Source organism: Mucilaginibacter sp. SMC90 (assembly GCF_022811725.1).
GTDB lineage: Bacteria > Bacteroidota > Bacteroidia > Sphingobacteriales > Sphingobacteriaceae > Mucilaginibacter.
On record NZ_CP094527.1, the window covers coordinates 251,538 to 273,303 of the forward strand.

Sequence of the window (21,766 nt, forward strand, 5' to 3'; positions counted from 1 at the left end):
GTATGGGCAATACAAAGCCATTAAAAGAATTGGCTCTTTTTTAAAATTTGTATATAGGTTTTTTAGTTTCCGGCGTGTTTTTCCGGTGCTGGATGTTTAGTAATTATGAGATATAGGCAGTTGTTTTCATAGTGTTCCTTTTTTTGATTTAAAAATCAGGCAAAACAATCCCACCAGCTTTTTAGGCCATTTTTAATTTTCATTAAATTTATGTTGCCGGATTACCCGGAAATGGTAATTGTGTTGCTTTTTATAGTAAGATGCAAAAACAGGGGTGTTGGTTACAGATTATTTTCACTTTTTAATGCCGGCATTCATTTTTTTGCCATATCCTTAATAATCCGGAAGGTAATTGGTATCTCACTTAAACAAGCCGTGTTTGATTTTGAACTGCTGACCCAGCGGTGTGCGGCGTGTTATATTCTGCTTGTACCGGCGGACAAAAAATAATAATAAGCCCGCTAAAAATCAGCAGGCTTATATATTTAAAAAGTGTTTTCATCAGGAAGTTGTTATTGCGCCTGTACCTGGGCAGTATCAGGGTTTGCCTGCAGGGTATCCTGTTCCTGTTTAAGGGCTTTCAAACTATCGGCTTTTAATTTAGCCGCCTTTACCGGGTCTACCTTGCACTCCAGTCCGTTCGCCGTCATGATATAAGTGGCTGTAGTGATACCGTCGCCATCGCTTTTACACTCATATATGTTAAAATTAACGTTGCGGTCAAGTTTTTGGTCGATGATAATTTTAGCGTTAAGTGGTACTTTTAAGGTAAGGTGCAGCTCCTGTCCGCGCCATAAAAAGCCTTTTGGCATTTCCAGGTGGCGATCAAAATTCAACACCGAGTCTTTTTGCTCAAAACGGTATGAAGCGGTGCGCGCATTGATCAAAGCCTCTTCAAGATTAGTGCCGCGGGCGCTGAAGGTTTCAATCAATACAGGTTGCGGCACGTCGCTTTTTTCAATATCGATGGTAACGTTGCGGTTTGGCATATCATCGCCGTTAAAATCATCATCTAAAATGATCATGCCTTTAAAGCGATCATTTATTTTAAGGCGGGTACTATCCTCGTTGCTTAAGTACTTAGTATCGTTTAACTGCATATAATAAGTGTTATTAACTGTTGGCTTAAGCTTAATGGTTTGCGTAAACTTACCGCCCTCGCGGAAGCCGGCAGCAGTTTTTACACCATAGTAAGACACCGCGCCTAATGAAGCTAACCAGATACATAATAAAACGGTTCCGATTGAGCGGCTAAACGATGCTTTTTTAAACAAAAAGCCAATGGTTGATAATATGATAGCTAATAAAGGTACTGACAGTACTAAAAAGCCGCTTACCAAAAATATACCATTGGCCTGGTGGTTAGCTATATTGAAAGGGAACAGGGTATAAATGCCCATATTTCCAGCCGCAAATAATGCGATAAGTGAAACAATGAGCGCTATGGTCATGCCAAGACAGGTCAACAAAATAGCCGCAGCCAATAATTTACCAAGCAGGCTGCCGGTCCCTTTTAAAAATGCAGCCAGGTGTTCAACAATATCGCCAATGAGGTCGCGAACCTGGTAAATAAAAGGTTTGGCTTCGTGCTTAAAGTTTTGAAGATTTTCGCGTACGGTATTTAACTCCTCCTCAAAATTCTTTTTAAAGCCTTTCAGGTCCTGCTTTTCACCCTTCATGGCCATGCGGTCGGCGCGGGTAATGGCTTTTGGCACAACCATCCATAATATAATGTATATAATAAGGCCCATTGCAGCAAACGGAACCATAATGGCAAAGGCAAGCCGTACCCAGGCCGGGTTAATATCAAAATAGTTGGCAATACCGGCGCACACACCGCTGATCAGGTGATCATCCGGGTCGCGGAAAAGCCTGCGGCGTTCGGTATTATATTCAAACGGATTGCCGCCTGTGGTTTTACCATCAGATTCGGCAGTTTCAAAATCCTGCACGCTGCCCATTTGCCCGGTAACTTCCTTAACGTCTGCCTCAACAATAACTTGTTTAGAATCGCGGGCCAGGATCTCATTAAACATTTCGGCAATGCGGTTTTCAATGTCGGTTGTGATCTCCAGGCTATCGGCCGAAGTAGAAAAATGACGCTTTACGTCCGTCATATAATTCTTCAGCACCTCGTAGGCATCTTCTTCAATATGAAAAACCATGCCGTTTATATTTATGATAATTGTTTTGTTCATGATATAGTGAATTTGTAGGTTTTTCTATTTTCTTTCTCCGATAGCTGTTTGAACAGCAAATACCAGTTCCTGCCAGGTTTTGTCGAGCTGTTCGAGCACTGCGCGACCTTCATCCGAGAGCACGTAATACTTTCGGGGCGGGCCGGAAATTGACTCAACCCAGTTATAAGTGAGCAGTCCGTTATTTTTTAAGCGGGTTAAAAGAGGATACAGAGTACCCTCAACTACAAGCAGTTGGGCTTTCTTAAGTTCAGCAATTATGTCTGATGCATATGTTTCGCCCTTCGCTATTATGGAGAGAATGCAATACTCCAGTATGCCTTTTCTCATTTGGGTTTGGGTGTTTTCGACGATCATAATACAAAGATATATGTTTTGGATTGTATTATGCAATACATAGTACTATAATTATTATTATTTAAGCTAAAACTTCGTTTTTTGAAAAAAAATTCACGTTTTCGAAGAAATTACTTGACTTTTTGATAACGTAACATTACTTTTATGATTAATTAACTATTAACTGATCTTATTATTAACGAAATGAAAAAACTTCTACTCGTAAGTTTGTGCTTGCTTGTGTTGTCTATCACACAAGTTTTCGCGCAAAATCGTACAATCACCGGTACGGTTACGGCAAAAGACGACGGACAACCAATCCCCGGCGCAACCGTAAAAATCAAGGGTACAACTTCCGGTACCCAAACAGGAGTGAATGGTAAATATTCCCTCAGCGTTCCGGCTAATGCCACACTTTCATTCTCTTTTATTGGTTACGAAACCAGAGATGTTACCCTTGGTGCTTCTGACAAGATTGACGTTGTGCTGTCAACTTCAGCAAAGCAACTAAGTGAAGTTGTTGTAACCGCTGCCCTTGGTATCAAAAGGCAAAAAGGCGAGTTGGGTTATGCCGCAACTTCTTTAACTTCTAAAGATGTTAACCTGGCAAAACCGGTTAACGTAATTAACGGCCTGCAAGGCAAAGTATCTGGTTTAAATATCACTACTATCAATAGCGGTGTATTTGAAGACGTTAAGATCAACCTGCGTGGTATCCGTTCATTGCTTGGTAATAACAGCCCGCTGTTATTATTAGATGGTGTTCAGGTGCCTATCAGCTATATATCTTCGTTAAACCCTAATGATATTGATACTTACTCTATCTTGAAAGGTTCATCAAGTGCTGCTATTTATGGTCCGGATGCGGTTAACGGTGTTATCGTAATTACTACTAAAAAAGGTAACGTTAACGGTAAACCAGAAGTAACACTAAGTAACTCAACTCAGTTTACAAGCGTGTCAAAATTCCCGGCAATGCAAAATGAGTTTGGTAGCGGTGATTACGGCGGTTACGTTCCTTACGAAAACTGGTCATGGGGCCCTGCGTTTGATGGTTCAACTAAAGAAATTGGTGTTCCTTTTGATGATGGTACGCCTACTCAAACCATTAAATACAGCGCTTTACCTAACGAAAAGAAAAATTTCTTTAATACAGGTTCAACTGTTATCAATGACGTTTCGATCAGGACTGGTGCTACTTACTTAGGTATTCAGGATGCAAATATTAAAGGCATCGTACCTAACGATAAAAACCGCAGAACAGGTATTTATTTAAACACTACGCAAGATTACGGCAGGTTAAAAGTTACAGCAGGTGTAAACTACAAGCAGTATAACTATAACGTGTTTGATGACGACGCGATGAGCACTTACAATGCCAACAATAACGTTGGTTTGAACGGTGGCTTAATGAACTTACTTTTCAACATCCCTGCGGATGTTCCTCTTACAAGATATAAAAACATCAATACCGATCCATATGCAGGTTATAATGGTTACTTCACCAACTACGGTATTAACCCTTATTTTGCATTGGATAACTGGCGCCTGTTAGGTAAAAGGGAAGATATGATAGCCAGTTTGGAGTTAAACCTGAAAGCAACCGACTGGTTGAATTTTACTTACAGGGCAAACTTAACATCAAACACTGTTACCGAAAGGCATACTTCAGAAGGTGTTACTCCAAATCAAATGGGTATTGACCGGGGCTTTACCTCAGTTCCTCAAACATTAACTGAGCGTTCATATAAATATCAGCAATTATTTTCTCAGTTCTTTGCATCTTTCAACAAAACATTTGCTCAGGATTTTAAAGTAACCGCAATTGTTGGTACTGATTTAAGACAAAGAGATAACCGCGATACACAGGTTGGTACTACCAGCTTGGTAATCCCGAACTTATTTGATATCTCTCAAAGAACAGGTAACCTAACAGGTTCATCAGACTTTACCCGCGACAGGTTATTCTCTGTTTATGGTAGCGCAGGCTTAAGTTACAAAGGCTGGGCCAGCGTTGAGGTAACAGGACGTAATGACCAAACTTCATTGCTTTCTTCTGCAAATAATTCATTCTTTTATCCTGGTGTAAGTGCATCTGTTGTTCTTTCTGAAGCCATCCCTGCTTTGAAAAACAGCAACACACTTTCGTATTTGAAATTACGTGGTGCTGCCAACAAATCTGGTAACATCAGCGGAATTAGCGCATATACACTTGCTGCTACTTTCTCTCAAACCAATGGATTTCCTTACGGCCCGGTTGCAGGTTATACCGCAAATGACAAAACTTATGATCCGAACATCAAACCTGAGTTTGTAAAAAGTTTTGAGTTTGGTTTTGAATCTGGTTTCCTGAAAGATAGGATCACTCTTGAGGCTACCTATTTCCACCAGAATAACACCAATCAGATCATCCCTATTCAAGTATCTAACTCAACTGGTTACACCAGCTATCAAATAAATGCTGCATCTTTTATCAATAAAGGTGTGGAGTTAGATTTGGGCTTGAACCCGTTAGTGAAAATTAAAGATGTTGCTATCAACTTTAAAGCTAACGCTACTTACAACGATAGCAGGGTGAACAGTGTTTACCAGGGATTAGATCAGTTAGCTATCGGTGGTTTTACCAACTTTGCATCTAACTATGCAGTTGTTGGTGCGCCAGCATTCGTTTTCAAAGCTACTGATTACCTGCGTGATGATCAGGGCCGTGTAATTGTTGATGCTAACACAGGTTATCCAACTGCCGATCCTAACGTTAAACAATTTGGTCGTACCATGCCTTTATGGACAGTAGGTTTAAGCCCATCTTTCAGGTGGAAAAGCTTAACCCTTTCTGCAACATTTGAATACAAAGGTGGTCATTACGTTTATAACGATATTGGCAACGCTATGGCATGGACAGGTGTTGGTGCTGCAACAGCTACAAACCACCGCGAACGTTACGTACTTCCAAATTCGTCAATTGCTGATCCTGCTAACCCAGGTAAATATATTGCCAATACTAACGTAACTTTATCAAACGTATCTGACTTCTATACAGGTGTATACCGTGACGTTGCTTCAAACTTCATTACCTCAGCCGATTCATGGAGGTTACGTGAGATTTCATTAAGTTATGATCTGCCGCAAAGTCTTTTGGGTAAACAAAACGTAATTAAAGGTTTAACAATTGGTGTTACTGCCAGGAACCTTTTCTTATGGGTGCCTAAAACCAATATCTACGGCGATCCTGACTTTACGTTCTCTTCAGCACCATCGGGCAGCAACTTTGGCGTTAACACATCAAACGTTTCTGGTGTAGCCGATTCACAAATTAACCCTGCTACCCGTACTATCGGCGGTAACATAGTGGTTAAATTTTAATTAATTTGATATAGATTTTAAAGATATAATCATGAAAAAACTAATAGGCGTATTTTTTGCCGCGACGCTCATTGTATCGTCGAGCTGCAAAAAGAGTTTTTTTGATATAAATACCAACCCTAACTCTCCTACTGACGCGGCAATAACCCCGGCAGCTTTGCTTCCTCAATTATTGCACCGCGTTGCAGCTAAAGTATCAACTTCATACAATCCCGAAGGCGACTGGATGGGATATTGGGCACGTTCAGGTTCATACGGTCCAAGTACCGAAGAGGAGTCATACAACATTACTACTACTTTTGAAGCTGATGAGTGGAGTTCAGGTGCTCCAAATACTGGCTGGTTCGATATTTTAGCGGATGCCAATACTATGGAGAAAAAAGCTACTGCCAGCAAACAAACATTTTATGTTGGTATAGCTAAGATCATCAAATCAATCGGTTATATGTACCTGGTTGATGAGTATAATAACGTTCCTTATTCAAAAGCATTTGATATTGTAGGTAATATAACTCCTGCTTATGACAAAGGTGCTGACATTTATAAAGATCTGTTATTGCAATTGGATGATGCTGCGAAATTAATCAAAGCTTCAAGTGCCGATGCAAACCCAGGTTTAACGCAGGCCGATATTACCTTTCATGGTGATCCAACCTTGTGGAGAAAATTAGCAAACAGCCAACGTTTGAGGTTGTTGATCCACGAATCAGAAGTTTTAACTAACGCTTCAGCCGAAGTTGCTAAAATCACTGCTGATGGCGCTGGATTCTTAGGCGATGGAGGTGTGGACAAAAATGGTTCAGCAACTGACGAATCAGCTTATGTAAACCCTCCTTATGTTCAGGAAGATGGCAGACAAAACCCTTTCTGGGATACATTTAAAAACCTTTACACCGGTAGTGCTGCTAACCAGTATTACAGGGCTAACAATTATTTGTTAGAAGATGTATACGCCTGGAGCTCGTCATCAAGCTATGATACCCGTTTCTTGTATGTATTTGCCGAAGCAGCAACCCCTTTAAATGGTAATGTTTATTATGGTTATAACTACGGTGAACTTTTGCCGGGCACCGCTCCTAAAGCAGTAAACTCATCAGACGTATCTGGCCCAGGTTTGGCTATAAGCCCTTCACAACCGCAGTGGTTCTTTACTTCGGTAGAAAGTTTATTCTTAAAAGCTGAAGCAATTCAAAGAGGTTGGTTAACTGGTGTTACTGCGGAATCCGCCTATGATGTTGCAGTTAAGGCATCTTTTAAATGGTTAGGTGCTCCTGATAGCGAAGCTGCCGATTACCTTGCTAACGATCCTAAAGCTAATTTTAGCGGTGCAAGCAGCAAAATATCGCAAATTGCTTTTCAAAAATATATAGCGTTAGCTGGTATAAATAACTTTGAGGCATGGGTTGACTACAGAAGGCTTGATGGTGCCGATGCAATATTAAAAGGTGGAAATCAACCTGTACTTCCATTGTCATTATCACCAAGCCGTGGTTCACGTACAATTCCGTTGCGTTTAATGTACCCTCAAAACGAGTACAACTTTAACGCGGCTAACGTAGCAAAAGAAGGTACCATTAACCCTCAAACTTCAAGGATATTCTGGGATAAAGGCGCAAGATAATTGCCGGTTTATAGTAGATAACCATTAAAATTAAACAAATGAAAATCAAATATATAAATAAGAGGTTTATCCCGGCACTTGCTATTGTGATGGGCCTTTCATCTTGCTTGAAAGATAAAAACCCTCAGCTGGATTTTTCAAAATTGAAGCCGGTTGTTGAAATTTCTGTTCCGCTTACTACAGATACAGGTGTGCCATCACCAGATAACTCAGGCGATGGTGCTGCTAACACGTTTAGCTTTGCTTTTGTTGCAAGTACAAGTGCTATCCCTTATCAAATACCGGTAAATTACGCTTATAGCAAACCAAGCCCGGGCATCACTGCTACCATGGCTATCGATCCTAAAATATTAGATGACTATAATGATATTGAAGGAACTGATTTAGAAGTGTTACCTGCACAGAACTATACTATTTCTGATTTAAAAGTGAACATTGCTTCAGGTACACAGGTAGCTTATTTACCAATCAATTTTGTTAATACACTTGCACTTGATGCAACTAAGTCATACGCGTTACCAATTAAGATCGCGAGCGCCCCGGGTGCAGAAATCAGTGGTAATTATGGTTCGGTGATTGTTTTAATTACGATAAAAAACAAATACGATGGTAATTATTTAGGTTCTGGTTCAATTGCTTTCCCTCCGCCAACGGCAGGAAGATCATGGACTAACCTGAAAAAAGCACTTAAAACTATAGATGCTAACACAGTTAAAGCTGATGCGGCGGATTTAGGAAGCAGCAAGTTTTACATGAGGTTAACTGTAAATGCTGATAATTCAGTTACAGTTACTGCCGATCCGACATCTGCAAATACTACTATTCAGAATAATCCAACTAATGGTGCAAGTACTTATAATCCTACTACAAAAACCTTTACCCTACACTATAAATATGTAGGTGCAAGCGGCGATAGGGTTATTGACGAAGTTATTAAACCGGCTAACTAATTAGCCAAATTATAACAGGTATAAAAAAGCCGGCTTTCATTTGAAAGCCGGCTTTTTTTTCAATGAATTTTATTTTTTATCTACGCTGTATTTTCCCGGGCCAATAAATATTAAGCCGGCAAACATAACAGCATCTTCAATAGCATGGGCAGCATCTCCAAACCCGCCACCAGTGCCCAGGTGCATTAAAGCGGCCACCAAAAGGTTTATCAGCAACAGGATGCAAACCGGCCTGAATGCCAAACCAATAATAAGCAGGAAGCCGCCAAAACATTCAGTAACCGCAGCCAGCAGTCCCCATAAAACTGGCCAGAAATGGATCCCCACATATTTCATTGACCCGCCAAGGTGTTCCCAGCTTTTTATACCTCCCATTAATTTAGGGTAACCATGATAAATGAACATAATACCAAGACCGATGCGAATGATCAGCAGCCCGAAATTTTTGTAATTACCTAAATTGCCTAAAAACGCCATTTTATAAATTTTTTATTGTGTAAGCTGCTTAAGGTAGTAAAAATGTTGACAGAGGGCAAAACCGCCGGTCATTTGTATTCAAAGTATTGTGCTTATATTACTGTCCCTAAACAACCGGTATGAAAGCAAGCCTTATTTTATCCCTATGTGTGTTTTCGCTGCAAGCTATCGCACAAAATAAATCTTTACGGTTACAGGTAAATACCAAAGCTGATGCCTTGCAGGAGCAGGTGATAACCTGGCGTCGCGATTTTCATGAACACCCCGAACTCGGAAATAACGAGGTCCGCACCTCTGCTATTATTGCTAAACATCTGCAATCGTTAGGTTTGGAGGTAATAACCGGCGTTGCTACTACAGGTGTGGTGGGGGTTTTAAAAGGAGGCCATCCGGGGCCGGTTGTGGCACTGCGGGCTGATATGGATGGCCTGCCGGTTATTGAGCGTACACCTGTACCTTTTGCATCCAAAGTGAAAACTACCTATAACGGGCAGGAGGTTGGCGTAATGCATGCCTGCGGGCACGATTCGCATATGGCTATATTGATGGGGGTTGCACAGGTGCTTTCGGCAATGAAGGCAGACTTGCACGGAACCGTAAAGTTTATTTTTCAACCCGCCGAAGAAGGTGTTGAACCCGGGCAAAAAGGCGGAGCAGAACAGATGGTAAAAGAGGGCGTTTTGGATAACCCGAAAGTTGATGTGATATTCGGTTTGCATATCAATTCGCAAACGGAAGCAGGCAAAATTACTTACCGGCCGGGGGGCACGATGGCTGGGGTTAACGACATGCAGATCATTGTAAAAGGACGGTCGGCCCATGGGGCCTATCCATGGGCAAGTGTTGACCCTATAGTAACATCTGCGCAGATCATCAACAACCTGCAAACCATAGTTAGCCGCAATATCAATGTAACCGAAAACCCGGCAGTAGTTACCATTGGTGCCATAAAAGGAGGCAATAGGTCAAACATCATTCCGGAATCGGTTGAAATGCTGGGCACCCTCCGCTCCTTTACCCCGGCTGATGAAAAGCTGCTGATTGACCGCGTAACAGAAATTGCTACCAAAACTGCCGAGGCACAGGGGGCTACTGCTACCGTTAAAATCCCCTATAGCCACCACTATCCCGTAACTTATAATAATCCTCAGCTTACCCAAAATATGTTACCCAGCCTGCAGCAAACGGCCGGTGCCGCTAATGTACTGTTGCGCCCACCTGTAACAGGAGCCGAAGATTTCAGTTTTTACCAGGAAAAAGTACCGGGTTTGTTCATATTTTTGGGCGGCATGCCTAAGGGAGGTGACCCGTTGAAAGCCCCATCTCATCATACGCCCGATTTTTATATTGACGAAAGTGGGTTTAATTTAGGCGTGAAAGCTTTATGCAACCTTGCAATTGACTACATGAACAACAAAACAAAATAATAATGAAATACCTGTTAGGAATAATTGTACTGTTGGGTTTAGGATGTAAACAAAATGCCAAGCAAGCCGAAAGTAAAAAGACAGATAGTATTGCATCATCAAGCGCCGACACCGTGCGGAGCTCTGAATACCTGGACTGGCACAAAGTAAAACTAAACGGGAGCATTACCATGTTATCAAGCTTTAAAGCCACATCACAAAACCTGGGAAAGCCTGATAGCGTTGTGACCCCCGACTATGACAATATATCGGTATCTTATTTCAATGGAGAGAAATTTAAATATGTTTACTACAAAGGCTTGCAGTTTGAGGTGGTTAATGACAGCCTTGCTTTTACGCAGATAGACTTCAGGGAGGATACTGCGTTATATTTTACAAGCGATAAGATCAGGCTTAGCCATCGTACTACACTGGCCGATTTTAAAGCTGTTTTTCCAAAAGCTGCAGACAATGAGCTTTCGGGTACCGATGTGGACAAATACCTGGTTGTTAGCCTTGACGTTGCTAAATCATCAATGGAAGATAAATGGATGTTTTGGTTTAGCCGCGATGGAGAAAAGCTGCTCAAAATAGAGTACTTTATCCCCGATTGATTTTAATTACTGCTGAAAACAATAAATATCAAAAAGTATTTTTACACAGGCTTATTCGTATATTGAACGGCCTTAATAGCATGAAGCGCTAAATTGTTAAGATCATGAAAAAACATTTATATCCCCTTTTATGCCTGTGCATGTTTATGAGCAGTTTACCTGTTATGGCGGCTTCGGTAAAAAAGGTTGCGCCGGCAGATACCGTAGCTAAGTTGAGACCCGAGGTGCGCCAGGTTGTAGAAACCGTAATAAAGGCTTCGGGTACTTTTAACATTGAGGCGGTAACGGATCTTTATGCACCGAACGCTGTAGTAGCCGATGAACAGCCTCCTTTTTCATGGAATGGCCAGCTGGCTGGCGTACAATGGATCAACTCGGTACAAAAAGCAGTCAAGGATTTTAAGATCAGCGATTTTAAGGTCGACCTGCAGCGCATTAAAACTTTTCAGCAAACCGACGAAATAGTTTACCTGATTGCTCCTGTTGAATATACCGGTCTTGTAAATGGTGAGCATTTTGAAGAACAGGGCGCTTTTTCATTTGTGCTAAGGATAGTGAGCGGTAAATGGCTTATTAAAAGCCAGGCCTGGGTGCCGCGCAATGGTTTGTAAACGCGCACAAATGCCGCGCCTTTAGGGCTATTCTCTTAGCTTTCCGCTTTTAGCGTTCTGCTTTTAGCTTTTATAATAGTAATCCCAATGCCATAAAAGCTGGGGTGTAAGCCCGCCTGCAACCCTATGCTTATTTTTGTGTTCACAATACATATGAGCACAAACAAGATCAAACTGAGCGTGCTCGACCAGTCGCCGATAAGAAAAGGCGCTACTGCCGAGCAGGCCATACAAGAAACCATACAACTGGCAAAATATACCGATACCCTGGGTTATACCCGCTTTTGGATTTCGGAACATCACAACATGGGTATCATAGCAGGTTCAACACCTGAAGTATTGCTGGCCCACCTTGCCGGCGAAACCAAAAACATGCGTATGGGCTCGGGCGGCATCATGATGCCAAACCACAGCACACTTAAGGTTGCAGAAAACTTTAGGATGCTTGAGGCACTTTTCCCCGGCCGGATTGACCTGGGGATGGGCCGTGCGCCGGGTACCGACAGGATCACTGCAGCTGCCCTTAACCCTTCAAACCAGTTCAGGGAGCAGGATTTTGTAGAGCAGTTGGCCGATCTGCAGAATTATTTCCATGATACTTATGAGCCGGGGACCATACAGGCCCGCATCAGGGCTATCCCGCAGGTTAAAACCGTACCCAATATGTGGCTGCTAAGCTCAAGCGGGCAAAGCGGCTTATTTGCGGCGCATTTTGGCATGGGCTTTTCCTTTGCGCATTTCATTAACCCCAATGGCGGCCCCGAAAGTGTTAAGATGTATAAGGAGCGCTTCCAGCCATCAGATGACCTGCACAAGCCTGAGGCCAATGTAGCGGTGTTTATTTTTTGCTCCGAGGATGCCGAAAAGGTAAGGCAACACCAGGCCGTGATGGATCATCGCTTTTTACAGTTTGAAAAGGGCGGACCAATAGTGCCGTTAAGTTATGATGATGTAAAAGACGTGGAGTATACACCAGCCGAGCAGGAACGCATTCGCTATAACCGTTACCGTGTGATTACCGGCTCGCCGACTGAGCTGAAGCTGAAGTTAACATGGCTTGCCGATGATTATAAAGTAGATGAAATTATGGCCGTTACAATTACCGAAAACTTTGAAGACAGGCTGGAATCGTACCGGTTATTGGCCGAACAGTTTGAATTAATATAATCCCGGTAAAATAACTTTTTTATGTAAATGCCGTTTCTATACCAGGAGCGGCATTTTTTGTTTGCGACGCTATCATTATTCATATAATTAAAAACTTTATAAGGCTTTAAGTTGTATCTTTGGAAAGATTATAAATAAGTCTATTTTCTACAATTCAATGGTTATTATCATATTCTTCATAGCGCACTGGTTTCTGTCGCTGTTCTTTCAAACGTTCTTTCTGCACAGGTATGCATCACACAAAATGTTCACTACCAATAAATTTTACGAAGGAACATTTTACCTGCTTACTTACATTTGCCAGGGATCATCATTTTTGAACCCAAGGGCATACGCTATTATGCACCGTGAACATCATGCTTACAGCGATACCGAAAAAGACCCGCACTCTCCTCACTTTTTTAAGGATGTTTTCCAGATGATGATATACACTGCTAAGAGCTACAGGCTGCATGTGAAAAAATTGAAAGAACCTGAAGAACGTTTTAAGGGCAATATTCCTGAATGGCGCTTTGTTGATTTTATAGGGTCATCAATAGTTTCCCGTATATCATTCGGTATCTTATATATTTTGTTTTACGTTGAATTTGCTACTCAGCCGTGGATGTACCTGCTGATCCCGATCCATTTTTTAATGGGCCCGATTCATGGCGCTATTGTTAACTGGTGCGGCCACAAATACGGTTATCAAAATTTTGATAATGGTGATAAATCAAAAAACACCACCCCGTTTGATTTCCTGATGCTGGGCGAATTATTTCAGAACAATCACCACAAGCATCCTAACAAAGCTAATTTTGGTGCTAAATGGTTTGAAATAGACCCTGTTTACCCCATAATGAAACTCATGCACTGGATGCGGATAATTAAACTGCGTAAAGCATATCTTTAATCGCGTAGCGATTAGGTTAAAGGCGAAAGGTCAAAGGCAAAAGGTTTTCTTTTTTGCTTTTGACCTTTTTTATTTTAGGTGAAAGGATAAAGGCGAAAGGAAAAAGGTTTTCATTTATGTTTTTGACCATTCAGCTTTTTGTATACCTCAAATAACCTTTCACCTTTTGCCTTTATCCTTTTACCTTCTTTTTCGCCTTCTTCCCAACCTTTCGCCTTTGACCTTTCCTCCTTTAACCTTTTCCCGTATCTTTGCCGCTCATAAATACATAAACCCATGAGTGTTTCGTTATTAGCTCAAAATTTACATGGTTCGGAAATCATCAAGATAGCCGGAGAGATCAATGAATTAAAAAGACAAGGCCAGAATATTGCCAACCTTACTATCGGCGATTTTGACTCTAATATTTACCCTATCCCCACTCCTTTAAAGGATAAGATCATTGATGCATATAATCATAATCAAACCAACTACCCTGCTGCCGATGGTATGCTTGATCTGCGCCAGAGTGTAAGCGGGTTCTTGAAAAGAAGCTTAGGTCTTGATTATGCACCTAACCAGATCCTGATTTCGGGTGGTTCGCGACCATTGATCTATTCAATATTTTTAGCGGTAGTTAACCCCGGCGAAAAAGTGGTTTTCCCTGCACCATCATGGAATAATAACCATTACAGCGATTTGCTGAATGCCGATGCGGTGATCATTCCAACCGCACCCGAAAACAATTTCATGCCTACGGCAGATGACATTCGTCCGCATTTAAAAGGAGCTGCTTTACTGGCCTTGTGTTCGCCTTTGAACCCTACAGGTACTATGTTCAGCAAAAAAGATCTGGAAGAGATATGCGACCTTGTAATTGCCGAAAACAAGAGCCGTACCTCAGGCGAAAAGCCACTGTATTTATTATACGATCAGATCTACTCGCAATTAACTTTTGGCGAGCATAAGCATTATGATCCGGTAACGCTTCGCCCAGAATTAAAGGATTACACCATTTTTGTTGATGGAGGTTCGAAGTGTTTTGCAGCCACAGGTGTACGCGTAGGCTGGGGTTTTGGTCCGGAGTTGGTTATCGAAAATATGAAAGCTATTGTAGGCCACATGGGCGCATGGTCGCCGAAGCCGGAGCAAATGGCTATGGCCAAATTTTTGACCAGTGAAACAGATGTAAACACGTACCTTGATGATTTAAAAGAAAAGATCCAGGCAAGCTTAACCGCTTTGCACGAGGGTTTCCAGGAGATGAAAGCCAGCGGCTTAAATGTAGATTCGATTGAGCCGATGGGTGCCATTTACCTTACTCTGAAAATAGATTACAGCGGCAAAACCACACCGGATGGCAAAGTGCTGAAAGATTCGGCAGATATCAACTTTTATTTAATCAAAGAAGCAGGAGCTGCTTTTGTACCTTTCTCGGCCTTTGGTACCGGCGATGAGGTGAACTGGTTCCGTGCATCAGTAGGTGCAACCCCGCTTAATGAAATTCAGGCTTTGATACCGAGGGTGAAAGCGGCGTTGAGTAAACTGAAATAGTAATTAAATTAAATGTTATAAAAAAGGGCTTATTGGTTTTATCAATAAGCCCTTTTTTTACATCGCGTCATTGCGAGGTACGAAGCAATCCCCAACTTTACAGGGGGATTTGCATAGCCGCTCTACTGCTTGGGGATTGCTTCGTGCCTCGCAATGACGATTTTATTTATAGCTTCTTTATTTATTAAGAGCTTCGCTCCTCTACCCCAATATTTCCTTAATATCTTCCGCTGTAAGCGATTTAATAAAACTTTCTTCTGTAGTGATCAAAGCTCTTGACAGGCTCAGCTTACGTTGCTGCAGGGCCAGGATCTTTTCTTCAACCGAATCTTTGGTGATGAATTTATAGATGAATACATTTTTGGTTTGGCCGATACGGTGTGTACGGTCAATAGCCTGTTGTTCAACAGCGGGGTTCCACCATGGGTCAAGGATGAATACATAGTCGGCTTCGGTAAGGTTAAGGCCTACACCGCCCGCTTTTATCGAGATCAGGAATACACGGGTTTTCTCATCTTCCTGAAATTGTTTAACCACGTCGCCGCGGTTTTGAGTGCTGCCGTCAAGATAAACATACGGAATGCCTACCCTGTCAAAATGATCGCGGTAAATACTCAACTGCTTTACAAACTGCGAAAATATCAGCACTTTATGACCACCATCAAGCACGTTATTCAACGTATGAACCACATCCTCAAACTTGCCGCTATCGCCCTCGTAGTCCTTATCTATCATAATAGGGTGGTTGGCAATTTGACGTAGTTTGATGAGCCCTTGTAATACCTGGATTTGTGTTTTGGCAAAAGTGCCATCCTCCAGGCTTTTCAGCAGCTCATTGCGGTATTCAGATTTTATCTCTTCATAAACAGATGATTGTTCTTCGGTCATCTGCGAATAGAAAAGGTTTTCTGTTTTAGGCGGAAGCTCTGTTGCCACCTGCTCTTTGGTGCGGCGCAGCACAAAAGGCTTGATCAGGGCCTGCAGCTTGCGGGCTTTATCCTCATCCTTTTTCTTTTCTATGGGTGTTACAAACTCGTTTTGGAAAAACTGCTGCGCACCCAGTAAGCCCGGGTTAATGAACGACATCTGGGTCCAAAGGTCGTTAACCGAGTTTTCTACAGGTGTACCGCTCAATATCAGTTTAAAGCGCGATTTGAGCTGTTTAACTGCCTGGTATGATTTTGACGACGGGTTTTTAATGTTCTGGCTTTCATCAAGGATCACGTAATCAAAAAAGAAGCCTTTAAACATTTCAATATCAATGCGGCTGATGCCATAAGTGGTTATCACCACATCATAATTGGCAAATACATCGGCGCTGCGATAGCGCATGGTGCCTGTGTGTACCATCAACCTTAATTGCGGCGCAAATTTGCGGGCCTCATTAAGCCAGTTATATATCAGCGAAGTAGGCATGATCACCAGCGATGTGGCCTTGCCACCGGCGCTCTCTGTATCCTCTTTGTGCTTTTGTAATAAAGACAGTGTTTGGATGGTTTTACCCAGGCCCATATCATCAGCAAGGCAGCCGCCAAAATGATATTGCTTTAAAAAATGAAACCAGTTGTAACCTGCTTTTTGGTACGGCCTTAAATTACCCTCAAAATTAACAGGCATCGGGGCATCCTCCAGCTCATCAAAATTAGTAAGCTTTTGCAGCTTTCGGGTCATGGTAACGCTGGCCATTTCTCCTTCGGCCAGGTCAGTAACCAGGCCAATATGATGACGGCGCAGTTTTAGTTCATTGCTGCCTTCGGTAAAATGCAACAGGTTGCCGTATTGCGAAAACCACTGCTCGGGAATTACCGCGATTTCGCCCGATGGCAGGGTAAACTCCTTTTTATGATTGAGAATATGATTTTTAAGCTGAATAAAAGGGATGCGGTAAGGCCCAAAGCTTACCATGGCGTTAATATCAAACCAATCGTTATTTTCGGTTACTACCAGCTCAATTTTGCTGCTGCCAAAAACGTAGCGTTTTTGTCCTTCGGGCTGCTCCAATTCAAAGCCTTGCTCAATGAGCTGGTCGTGGTGCTGGTTAAGCCATTCAAAAACAGAGAATGAGTGATCGGCATCATCATCCCGACCGGCAACTTCAAGGTTTTGGAACAGTGATGATGCTACCTTAAGCCCCATTTGTTCCAGTTGGTGCATTTTTCCCTTTTCCCAGGTTATTGAACGTTTAATACGGTGAAAAAGGTAATCATCGCCGTTTTTTTCCATCCTCACAGAAATGTGCCTGCCATCGCCATAAGGAAATACATAGCCGGCATACTTAAAGGAAAGTTGCAGCTGCGAAGTGCCCCCTTCAATATAAATAGGCTTAAGCACCGGGCGTGCATCATACTTTTCGGTATTGATGGTAAAGCCTTCGGCATAAACGTTATGCTTTTCGATAAGCGGGGCAACAAACTTTTCAAAGTATGATTGCTCGGATGATTTTGGAATAGCAATGAAACGCTTGTTCAGGAATGGCTGCAGCTTTTTGCCCTCAATTTCCTTGTCAAAATAATACAGGGTATCGTCAAGCAGCATCCAGGCCGGGTGGTTGCAAATGATCTCGGCATTTTTAAACATGAACTCAATGCGCATGCCCTGGTATTTGATAGTAGGAAAATACCTGATCTCTTCCTCATTGCGCCTGAAATGGAATAATACAGATGCCGCTTCGGTAGCCAGCTGAAGCTTACGTTCGCCAGGGTACCCTTCCTTGCTCATTTGGTAAACCTGCTTGCTGCAAAGTAATGATAGCGCTTCGGCTATACGTTTTTCCAGTTTGGGGCGGATCATGTCAAACATCTGCTCGTTGAAGATCTTTGAGAAGAACTCGAACGGGCGGATAGGTTTTTTATAATACCTTTTGATCACGTTTCCCTGCTCCATTTCCTCCAGCAATTTGATCAGCCTGATATCGGTATCGTCTAAAAAATCGCAAAATTCTTTGGCCGTATTGGAAAATAAACGCTGGTGGGTTAAAGAAAATTCGCCATTGGGATTAAGCTGAACAATATGAGGCTCAATAACATACGACAGGTAGTCATGCTTGGCAATGGCATAAATAATTTGGCATGGTTTGGAACTGTCGACGCGTAACATGTGCTTCAGGGTAAAAAATTATTTGAAGCTACATCAAGAAAAAATTCAAACGTAAATAGAATTTACTGTAATTGAAAGAGTTTTATATTAAAAAAATGTTAACCCGTTGAAATTGACATGATTTTGATAACATTAAGTGTTTTTTGCCGGGTGGTTATGGGTTGTAAACGGAAGAAGGGAAAGAAATAAACGTTATTGCACTACAAGGCGATCCCCAATTAGTAGAGTCGCTTTAACGTCCCGTCGGGGTCTCTCGTAGATTTAAGTTTATCCACAAAATCTAAATGTGCGCTAAACAGTTGTTGGAAAGCACTTTTACGATCACGAGACTCCGCTGGAGTCCAATATCTCTTTAAGTTTTGTCTATAAACACGAGGCCTCTCTGAGGCCGCTTGGCACGTCAGCAAATATTCATTATGTTATAAATATAACCGGCCTCAGAGAGGCCTCGTGTTTATAGCTCTAAAGGGGCATATTTCCTGGCTCCGTAGGTGCCTCGTGTTGAAATTTAGGTTGGTGAATTTGCGGGTAAACTTAAACTCGTAGAGTACCCTGAGGTATACGCCATGCCGATTCGCTGTTCTGGATATACTTGGTCGGCGTTCGGAACGCGGTGAACCTCAGGGTCCTCTACGAGAGACCCTGAGCGAACATTAAGATAAACCGTCATTGCGAGGTACGAAGCAATCCCCCGACTTTACAGAGAGGATTTGCATAGCCGCTCTGCTTCTTGGGGATTGCTTCGTACCTCGCAATGACGATCTGTTTATTCGTTTTTAAACGTATCCGTTTACTTCGGCTTGCTTAGCAGGTTAATAAACAACCTGTAGGCTCCCGGTACACCGGCAGGCAGCTCCCTGAAAAATGCCAGCGACGTATATACAAACCTGCCTTTACCATAATCGCCTACAATTAATGATCCGTTAAGAGGCTCTTCACCTTTGTCATGCATCTGAAAAATGGGTTTGTATTGTGGGTCGATATTGGTTACAAAATATAGCCCGCGCTCCTGGATCCAGCCGCTGAAATCATCATTGGTTATTTTGTTAGGATAGTTTAGTACAGGGTTTTGAGGATCTAAAACAGTTACTTCGGCATTTTCATCGGTAACCCTCCTGTTTACTACCGTAAACGGATACGGGCCTATTTGTTTTACCACAATGCCATTGTTGTTATTGTACTGAACTACAAGGTTTCCACCATTTTTAACATACGCCATTAATTTGGGTTGCTGGTAGGCAAGGCGGTCGTTCACGTTGTAGGCACGCACGCCGGTTACAATGGCATCATAGCCTGAAAGATCGCCGTTCATAACCTCATTTTCGCTTAGCATGTGTACCTCATAGCCTACCTGGCGCAAAGCTTCGGGCATCTGATCGCCAGCACCGGCAATGTAGCCAATTCTTTTACCGTTGTTTTTCAGGTCGAGATAAACAAGTTTTGTTTGTGCCGGAGGGAATAGCGTAATAGCAGGTACGTGATCATACCGGATACGGCGAAGGCTGAGTGAAAATGGCTTTCCATTAGCGTTAACTACCGCCTCCAGTTCAGATACTTTCGGCTTTGTATCGGTTGGTGTAACAGTAAAAGCTACCGACCACTCGTCGTTTTTATCCTTATCGGTAAAATCTATTTTTTCGGGGCTTATTTTCCAACCGGCTACCGGTTTAAGATTGATAGTGCCGCTTGCTTTGGTAAAGCTTTTCAGGTTTATCAACACAGTTTGTGCCTGCTGTGTGCTGAAAATGTAATCCTGGTTATCGATGTTTGCCGTTACCGGTGGTGTTATTTCAATAGGCTGATAAACCTCGCCCCTAACCGGATCAACATACTTGTACATAATCCGCCGGTCGATATTAATAGGCTTACCTTCAACAATAAACTGGAAAGTAACTTTAGGCAGATCGGGGTTTTCGGGATTACCTGCAAGCGTATTATCGGGCAGGGTATACACGCCAATAGGATGCGGTGCCGCCAGCCAGTACGGTTGTGTTAGTTTGGAAGCCGTTGCGGTAGTTTCAAATGTTTGCAGTTGGTTAAAAGGCAATTCTTTGCTTTGCAGCGCTAATGCGTTATCGTTAGCATCAATACTGTTTATTTTAACACGATAATTAAACCTGTTAATTACCTGTGCGCGTAAGCTCATTTTATCGCCCAATGCATAGGTAGCTTCTGTTGAATAAGCCTCAAACCAAAGCCCCGAGCATGCCGCAATCAGGTTATTTAGCTCTTTGGTTTTCTGTTCGCGCCAGTAGGTGTCCGGTACTTTTTCTACTTTCATCAGCAATTGCACTAATGCAGGTACTGATTTTTCGGGGGCTTCGTTGATGAAATTCCGGTTGATTACACTTGTTAACGCCGCTATTGCATCTCCGTCTTTAACCCGTTTCCAGGTGGTATTAACGCCATCCATCAAATCATTTTGAGGAGCATCGCCCAAAATGGTTTTAAAAAACTCATATGATTCACCACGTTGTTTAGCCGAGCCAAAGCCCTGTGTTTTGTGGTTGCTACGGCTTTCGGCGGCTATTTCGCCATAGCCTTTACCCAGGATGGTATTGTAAACCCCAACATTAATTTTAAACTGATCGGCCGCGGTAGTATTGATACTGCCAAAGCTAAAAGTATTCCACATAAGGCGTTTAGCCTGCCACGGTTTTACATATTGCAATTGCTCCGGATAACGGCTTGGATCTGCCGCAGCGGTGAACGCTTCCTGCGCCAGTATAGCCGATGAGGTATGGTGACCGTGACCACCTTCGCCGGTTGTAGGAAAGCGGCAAATGATCACATCAGGCCTGAACTTGCGGATCACCCAAACTACATCGCCAAGAACTTTTTCTTTATCCCAAATTTTCAATGTTTCTTCGGGCCCTTTTGAAAAGCCGAAATCATTGGCACGGGTAAAGAATTGTTCGGCACCATCAATGCGGCGGGCGGCCAGTAGCTCCTGCGTACGGATCAAACCAAGTAACTCGCTTTGTTCGTTGCCTATCAGGTTTTGCCCGCCATCGCCGCGGGTAAGCGACAGGTAGCCCGTGCGATAATGTTTTTCTTGTGCCAGGTAAGCAAGCAGGCGGGTATTTTCATCATCAGGGTGGGCTGCCACGTATAGCACGCTGCCCAGCACATCAAGCTTTCTTAAGTTTTGCTGAATAGTGCCAAGATCAGTAGGCGGGTTGGTTTGGGCTTTTGAAAATGCAGCTGTAAGCAGTAGTATTACAAGGAGGTGGATGCGCTTCATAGCAACAAATATATTGAAAGATAAATATCCTGTATTTCCTGTATCAACATTATAACAAAACGATTACGGTGGGCATCAATCTGTTAAGATTTTTGAGCATTAGCATTAAATGTTTCAACAAACAGTTTTAATTTTTGCAATTTTCTTAAGCCTTGTCAAACAAATCTGTCATTCGATGGTAATCTTAATCAACCGATTAACTTTTTCTGCTTCAATTCGATACGCTTAATCAATCGTTTGATTAATTTTGTGCCGTTA

Annotated in this window: 15 protein-coding genes; 9 read left to right on the forward strand and 6 right to left on the reverse strand. The window is 42.5% G+C overall.

Annotation, left to right across the window (positions count from 1 at the left end):
* Positions 1-364: 364 nt before the first annotated feature.
* The 3 genes from MTO98_RS01115 to MTO98_RS01125 are packed head-to-tail and all read right to left on the reverse strand — an operon-like array spanning position 365 to position 2,555.
* Complete coding sequence (locus MTO98_RS01115) at positions 365-502, reverse strand: hypothetical protein (protein ID WP_243484766.1); 138 nt, start codon at positions 500-502, stop codon at positions 365-367.
* 10 nt (positions 503-512) lie between these two features.
* On the reverse strand, positions 513-2,198 hold the full coding sequence (locus MTO98_RS01120) for a PspC domain-containing protein (RefSeq protein ID WP_243484768.1): 1,686 nt from the start codon (positions 2,196-2,198) through the stop codon (positions 513-515).
* A 24-nt stretch (positions 2,199-2,222) separates the two neighbouring features.
* Positions 2,223-2,555 carry a PadR family transcriptional regulator gene (locus tag MTO98_RS01125; RefSeq protein WP_091209926.1) on the reverse strand — a complete coding sequence of 111 codons (333 nt, stop codon included), beginning with the start codon at positions 2,553-2,555 and terminating at the stop codon, positions 2,223-2,225.
* 183 nt (positions 2,556-2,738) lie between these two features.
* Between MTO98_RS01125 and MTO98_RS01130 the strand changes: the two genes are divergently transcribed.
* From MTO98_RS01130 to MTO98_RS01140, 3 genes are read left to right on the forward strand one after another with little or no spacing between them, the layout of a single operon-like run.
* The gene (locus MTO98_RS01130; protein ID WP_243484770.1) at positions 2,739-5,897 is read left to right on the forward strand and encodes a SusC/RagA family TonB-linked outer membrane protein; all 3,159 of its coding nucleotides are present in this window, start codon (positions 2,739-2,741) and stop codon (positions 5,895-5,897) included.
* 31 nt (positions 5,898-5,928) lie between these two features.
* Complete coding sequence (locus MTO98_RS01135; protein ID WP_243484772.1) at positions 5,929-7,518, forward strand: SusD/RagB family nutrient-binding outer membrane lipoprotein; 1,590 nt, start codon at positions 5,929-5,931, stop codon at positions 7,516-7,518.
* Between the two features lie 38 nt (positions 7,519-7,556).
* A complete protein-coding gene (locus tag MTO98_RS01140; protein WP_243484775.1) occupies positions 7,557-8,468 on the forward strand; it encodes a BT_3987 domain-containing protein in 912 nt (303 codons plus the stop codon).
* Positions 8,469-8,537: 69 nt separating this feature from the next.
* Here MTO98_RS01140 and MTO98_RS01145 read toward each other — a convergent pair whose 3' ends face one another.
* The gene (locus MTO98_RS01145) at positions 8,538-8,945 is read right to left on the reverse strand and encodes a DoxX family protein (protein WP_243484777.1); all 408 of its coding nucleotides are present in this window, start codon (positions 8,943-8,945) and stop codon (positions 8,538-8,540) included.
* 119 nt (positions 8,946-9,064) lie between these two features.
* Here MTO98_RS01145 and MTO98_RS01150 point away from each other — a divergent pair, with 119 nt between their 5' ends.
* The 6 genes from MTO98_RS01150 (at position 9,065) to MTO98_RS01175 (ending at position 15,168) form a co-directional block, all read left to right on the forward strand.
* Positions 9,065-10,372 (forward strand): amidohydrolase, encoded by a 1,308-nt coding sequence (locus MTO98_RS01150; protein WP_243484780.1) that lies wholly within the window; start codon positions 9,065-9,067, stop codon positions 10,370-10,372.
* 2 nt (positions 10,373-10,374) lie between these two features.
* Complete coding sequence (locus MTO98_RS01155) at positions 10,375-10,965, forward strand: hypothetical protein (protein ID WP_243484783.1); 591 nt, start codon at positions 10,375-10,377, stop codon at positions 10,963-10,965.
* Between the two features lie 104 nt (positions 10,966-11,069).
* Entirely contained in the window at positions 11,070-11,576 is a 507-nt protein-coding gene (locus MTO98_RS01160; protein ID WP_243484785.1) for a nuclear transport factor 2 family protein, read from the forward strand.
* Between the two features lie 153 nt (positions 11,577-11,729).
* Positions 11,730-12,743, forward strand: a complete 1,014-nt coding sequence (locus MTO98_RS01165) for an LLM class flavin-dependent oxidoreductase (RefSeq protein ID WP_243484787.1) — start codon at positions 11,730-11,732, stop codon at positions 12,741-12,743.
* A 157-nt stretch (positions 12,744-12,900) separates the two neighbouring features.
* Positions 12,901-13,635 (forward strand): acyl-CoA desaturase, encoded by a 735-nt coding sequence (locus MTO98_RS01170; RefSeq protein ID WP_091209904.1) that lies wholly within the window; start codon positions 12,901-12,903, stop codon positions 13,633-13,635.
* Between the two features lie 276 nt (positions 13,636-13,911).
* A complete protein-coding gene (locus MTO98_RS01175) occupies positions 13,912-15,168 on the forward strand; it encodes a pyridoxal phosphate-dependent aminotransferase (RefSeq protein WP_243484789.1) in 1,257 nt (418 codons plus the stop codon).
* Between the two features lie 201 nt (positions 15,169-15,369).
* Here the strand turns inward: MTO98_RS01175 and MTO98_RS01180 are convergent, their stop codons facing one another.
* The gene (locus tag MTO98_RS01180) at positions 15,370-18,264 is read right to left on the reverse strand and encodes a DEAD/DEAH box helicase (protein ID WP_243484791.1); all 2,895 of its coding nucleotides are present in this window, start codon (positions 18,262-18,264) and stop codon (positions 15,370-15,372) included.
* Between the two features lie 790 nt (positions 18,265-19,054).
* A complete protein-coding gene (locus tag MTO98_RS01185; RefSeq protein ID WP_243484793.1) occupies positions 19,055-21,508 on the reverse strand; it encodes a PIG-L family deacetylase in 2,454 nt (817 codons plus the stop codon).
* Positions 21,509-21,766 lie beyond the last annotated feature (258 nt).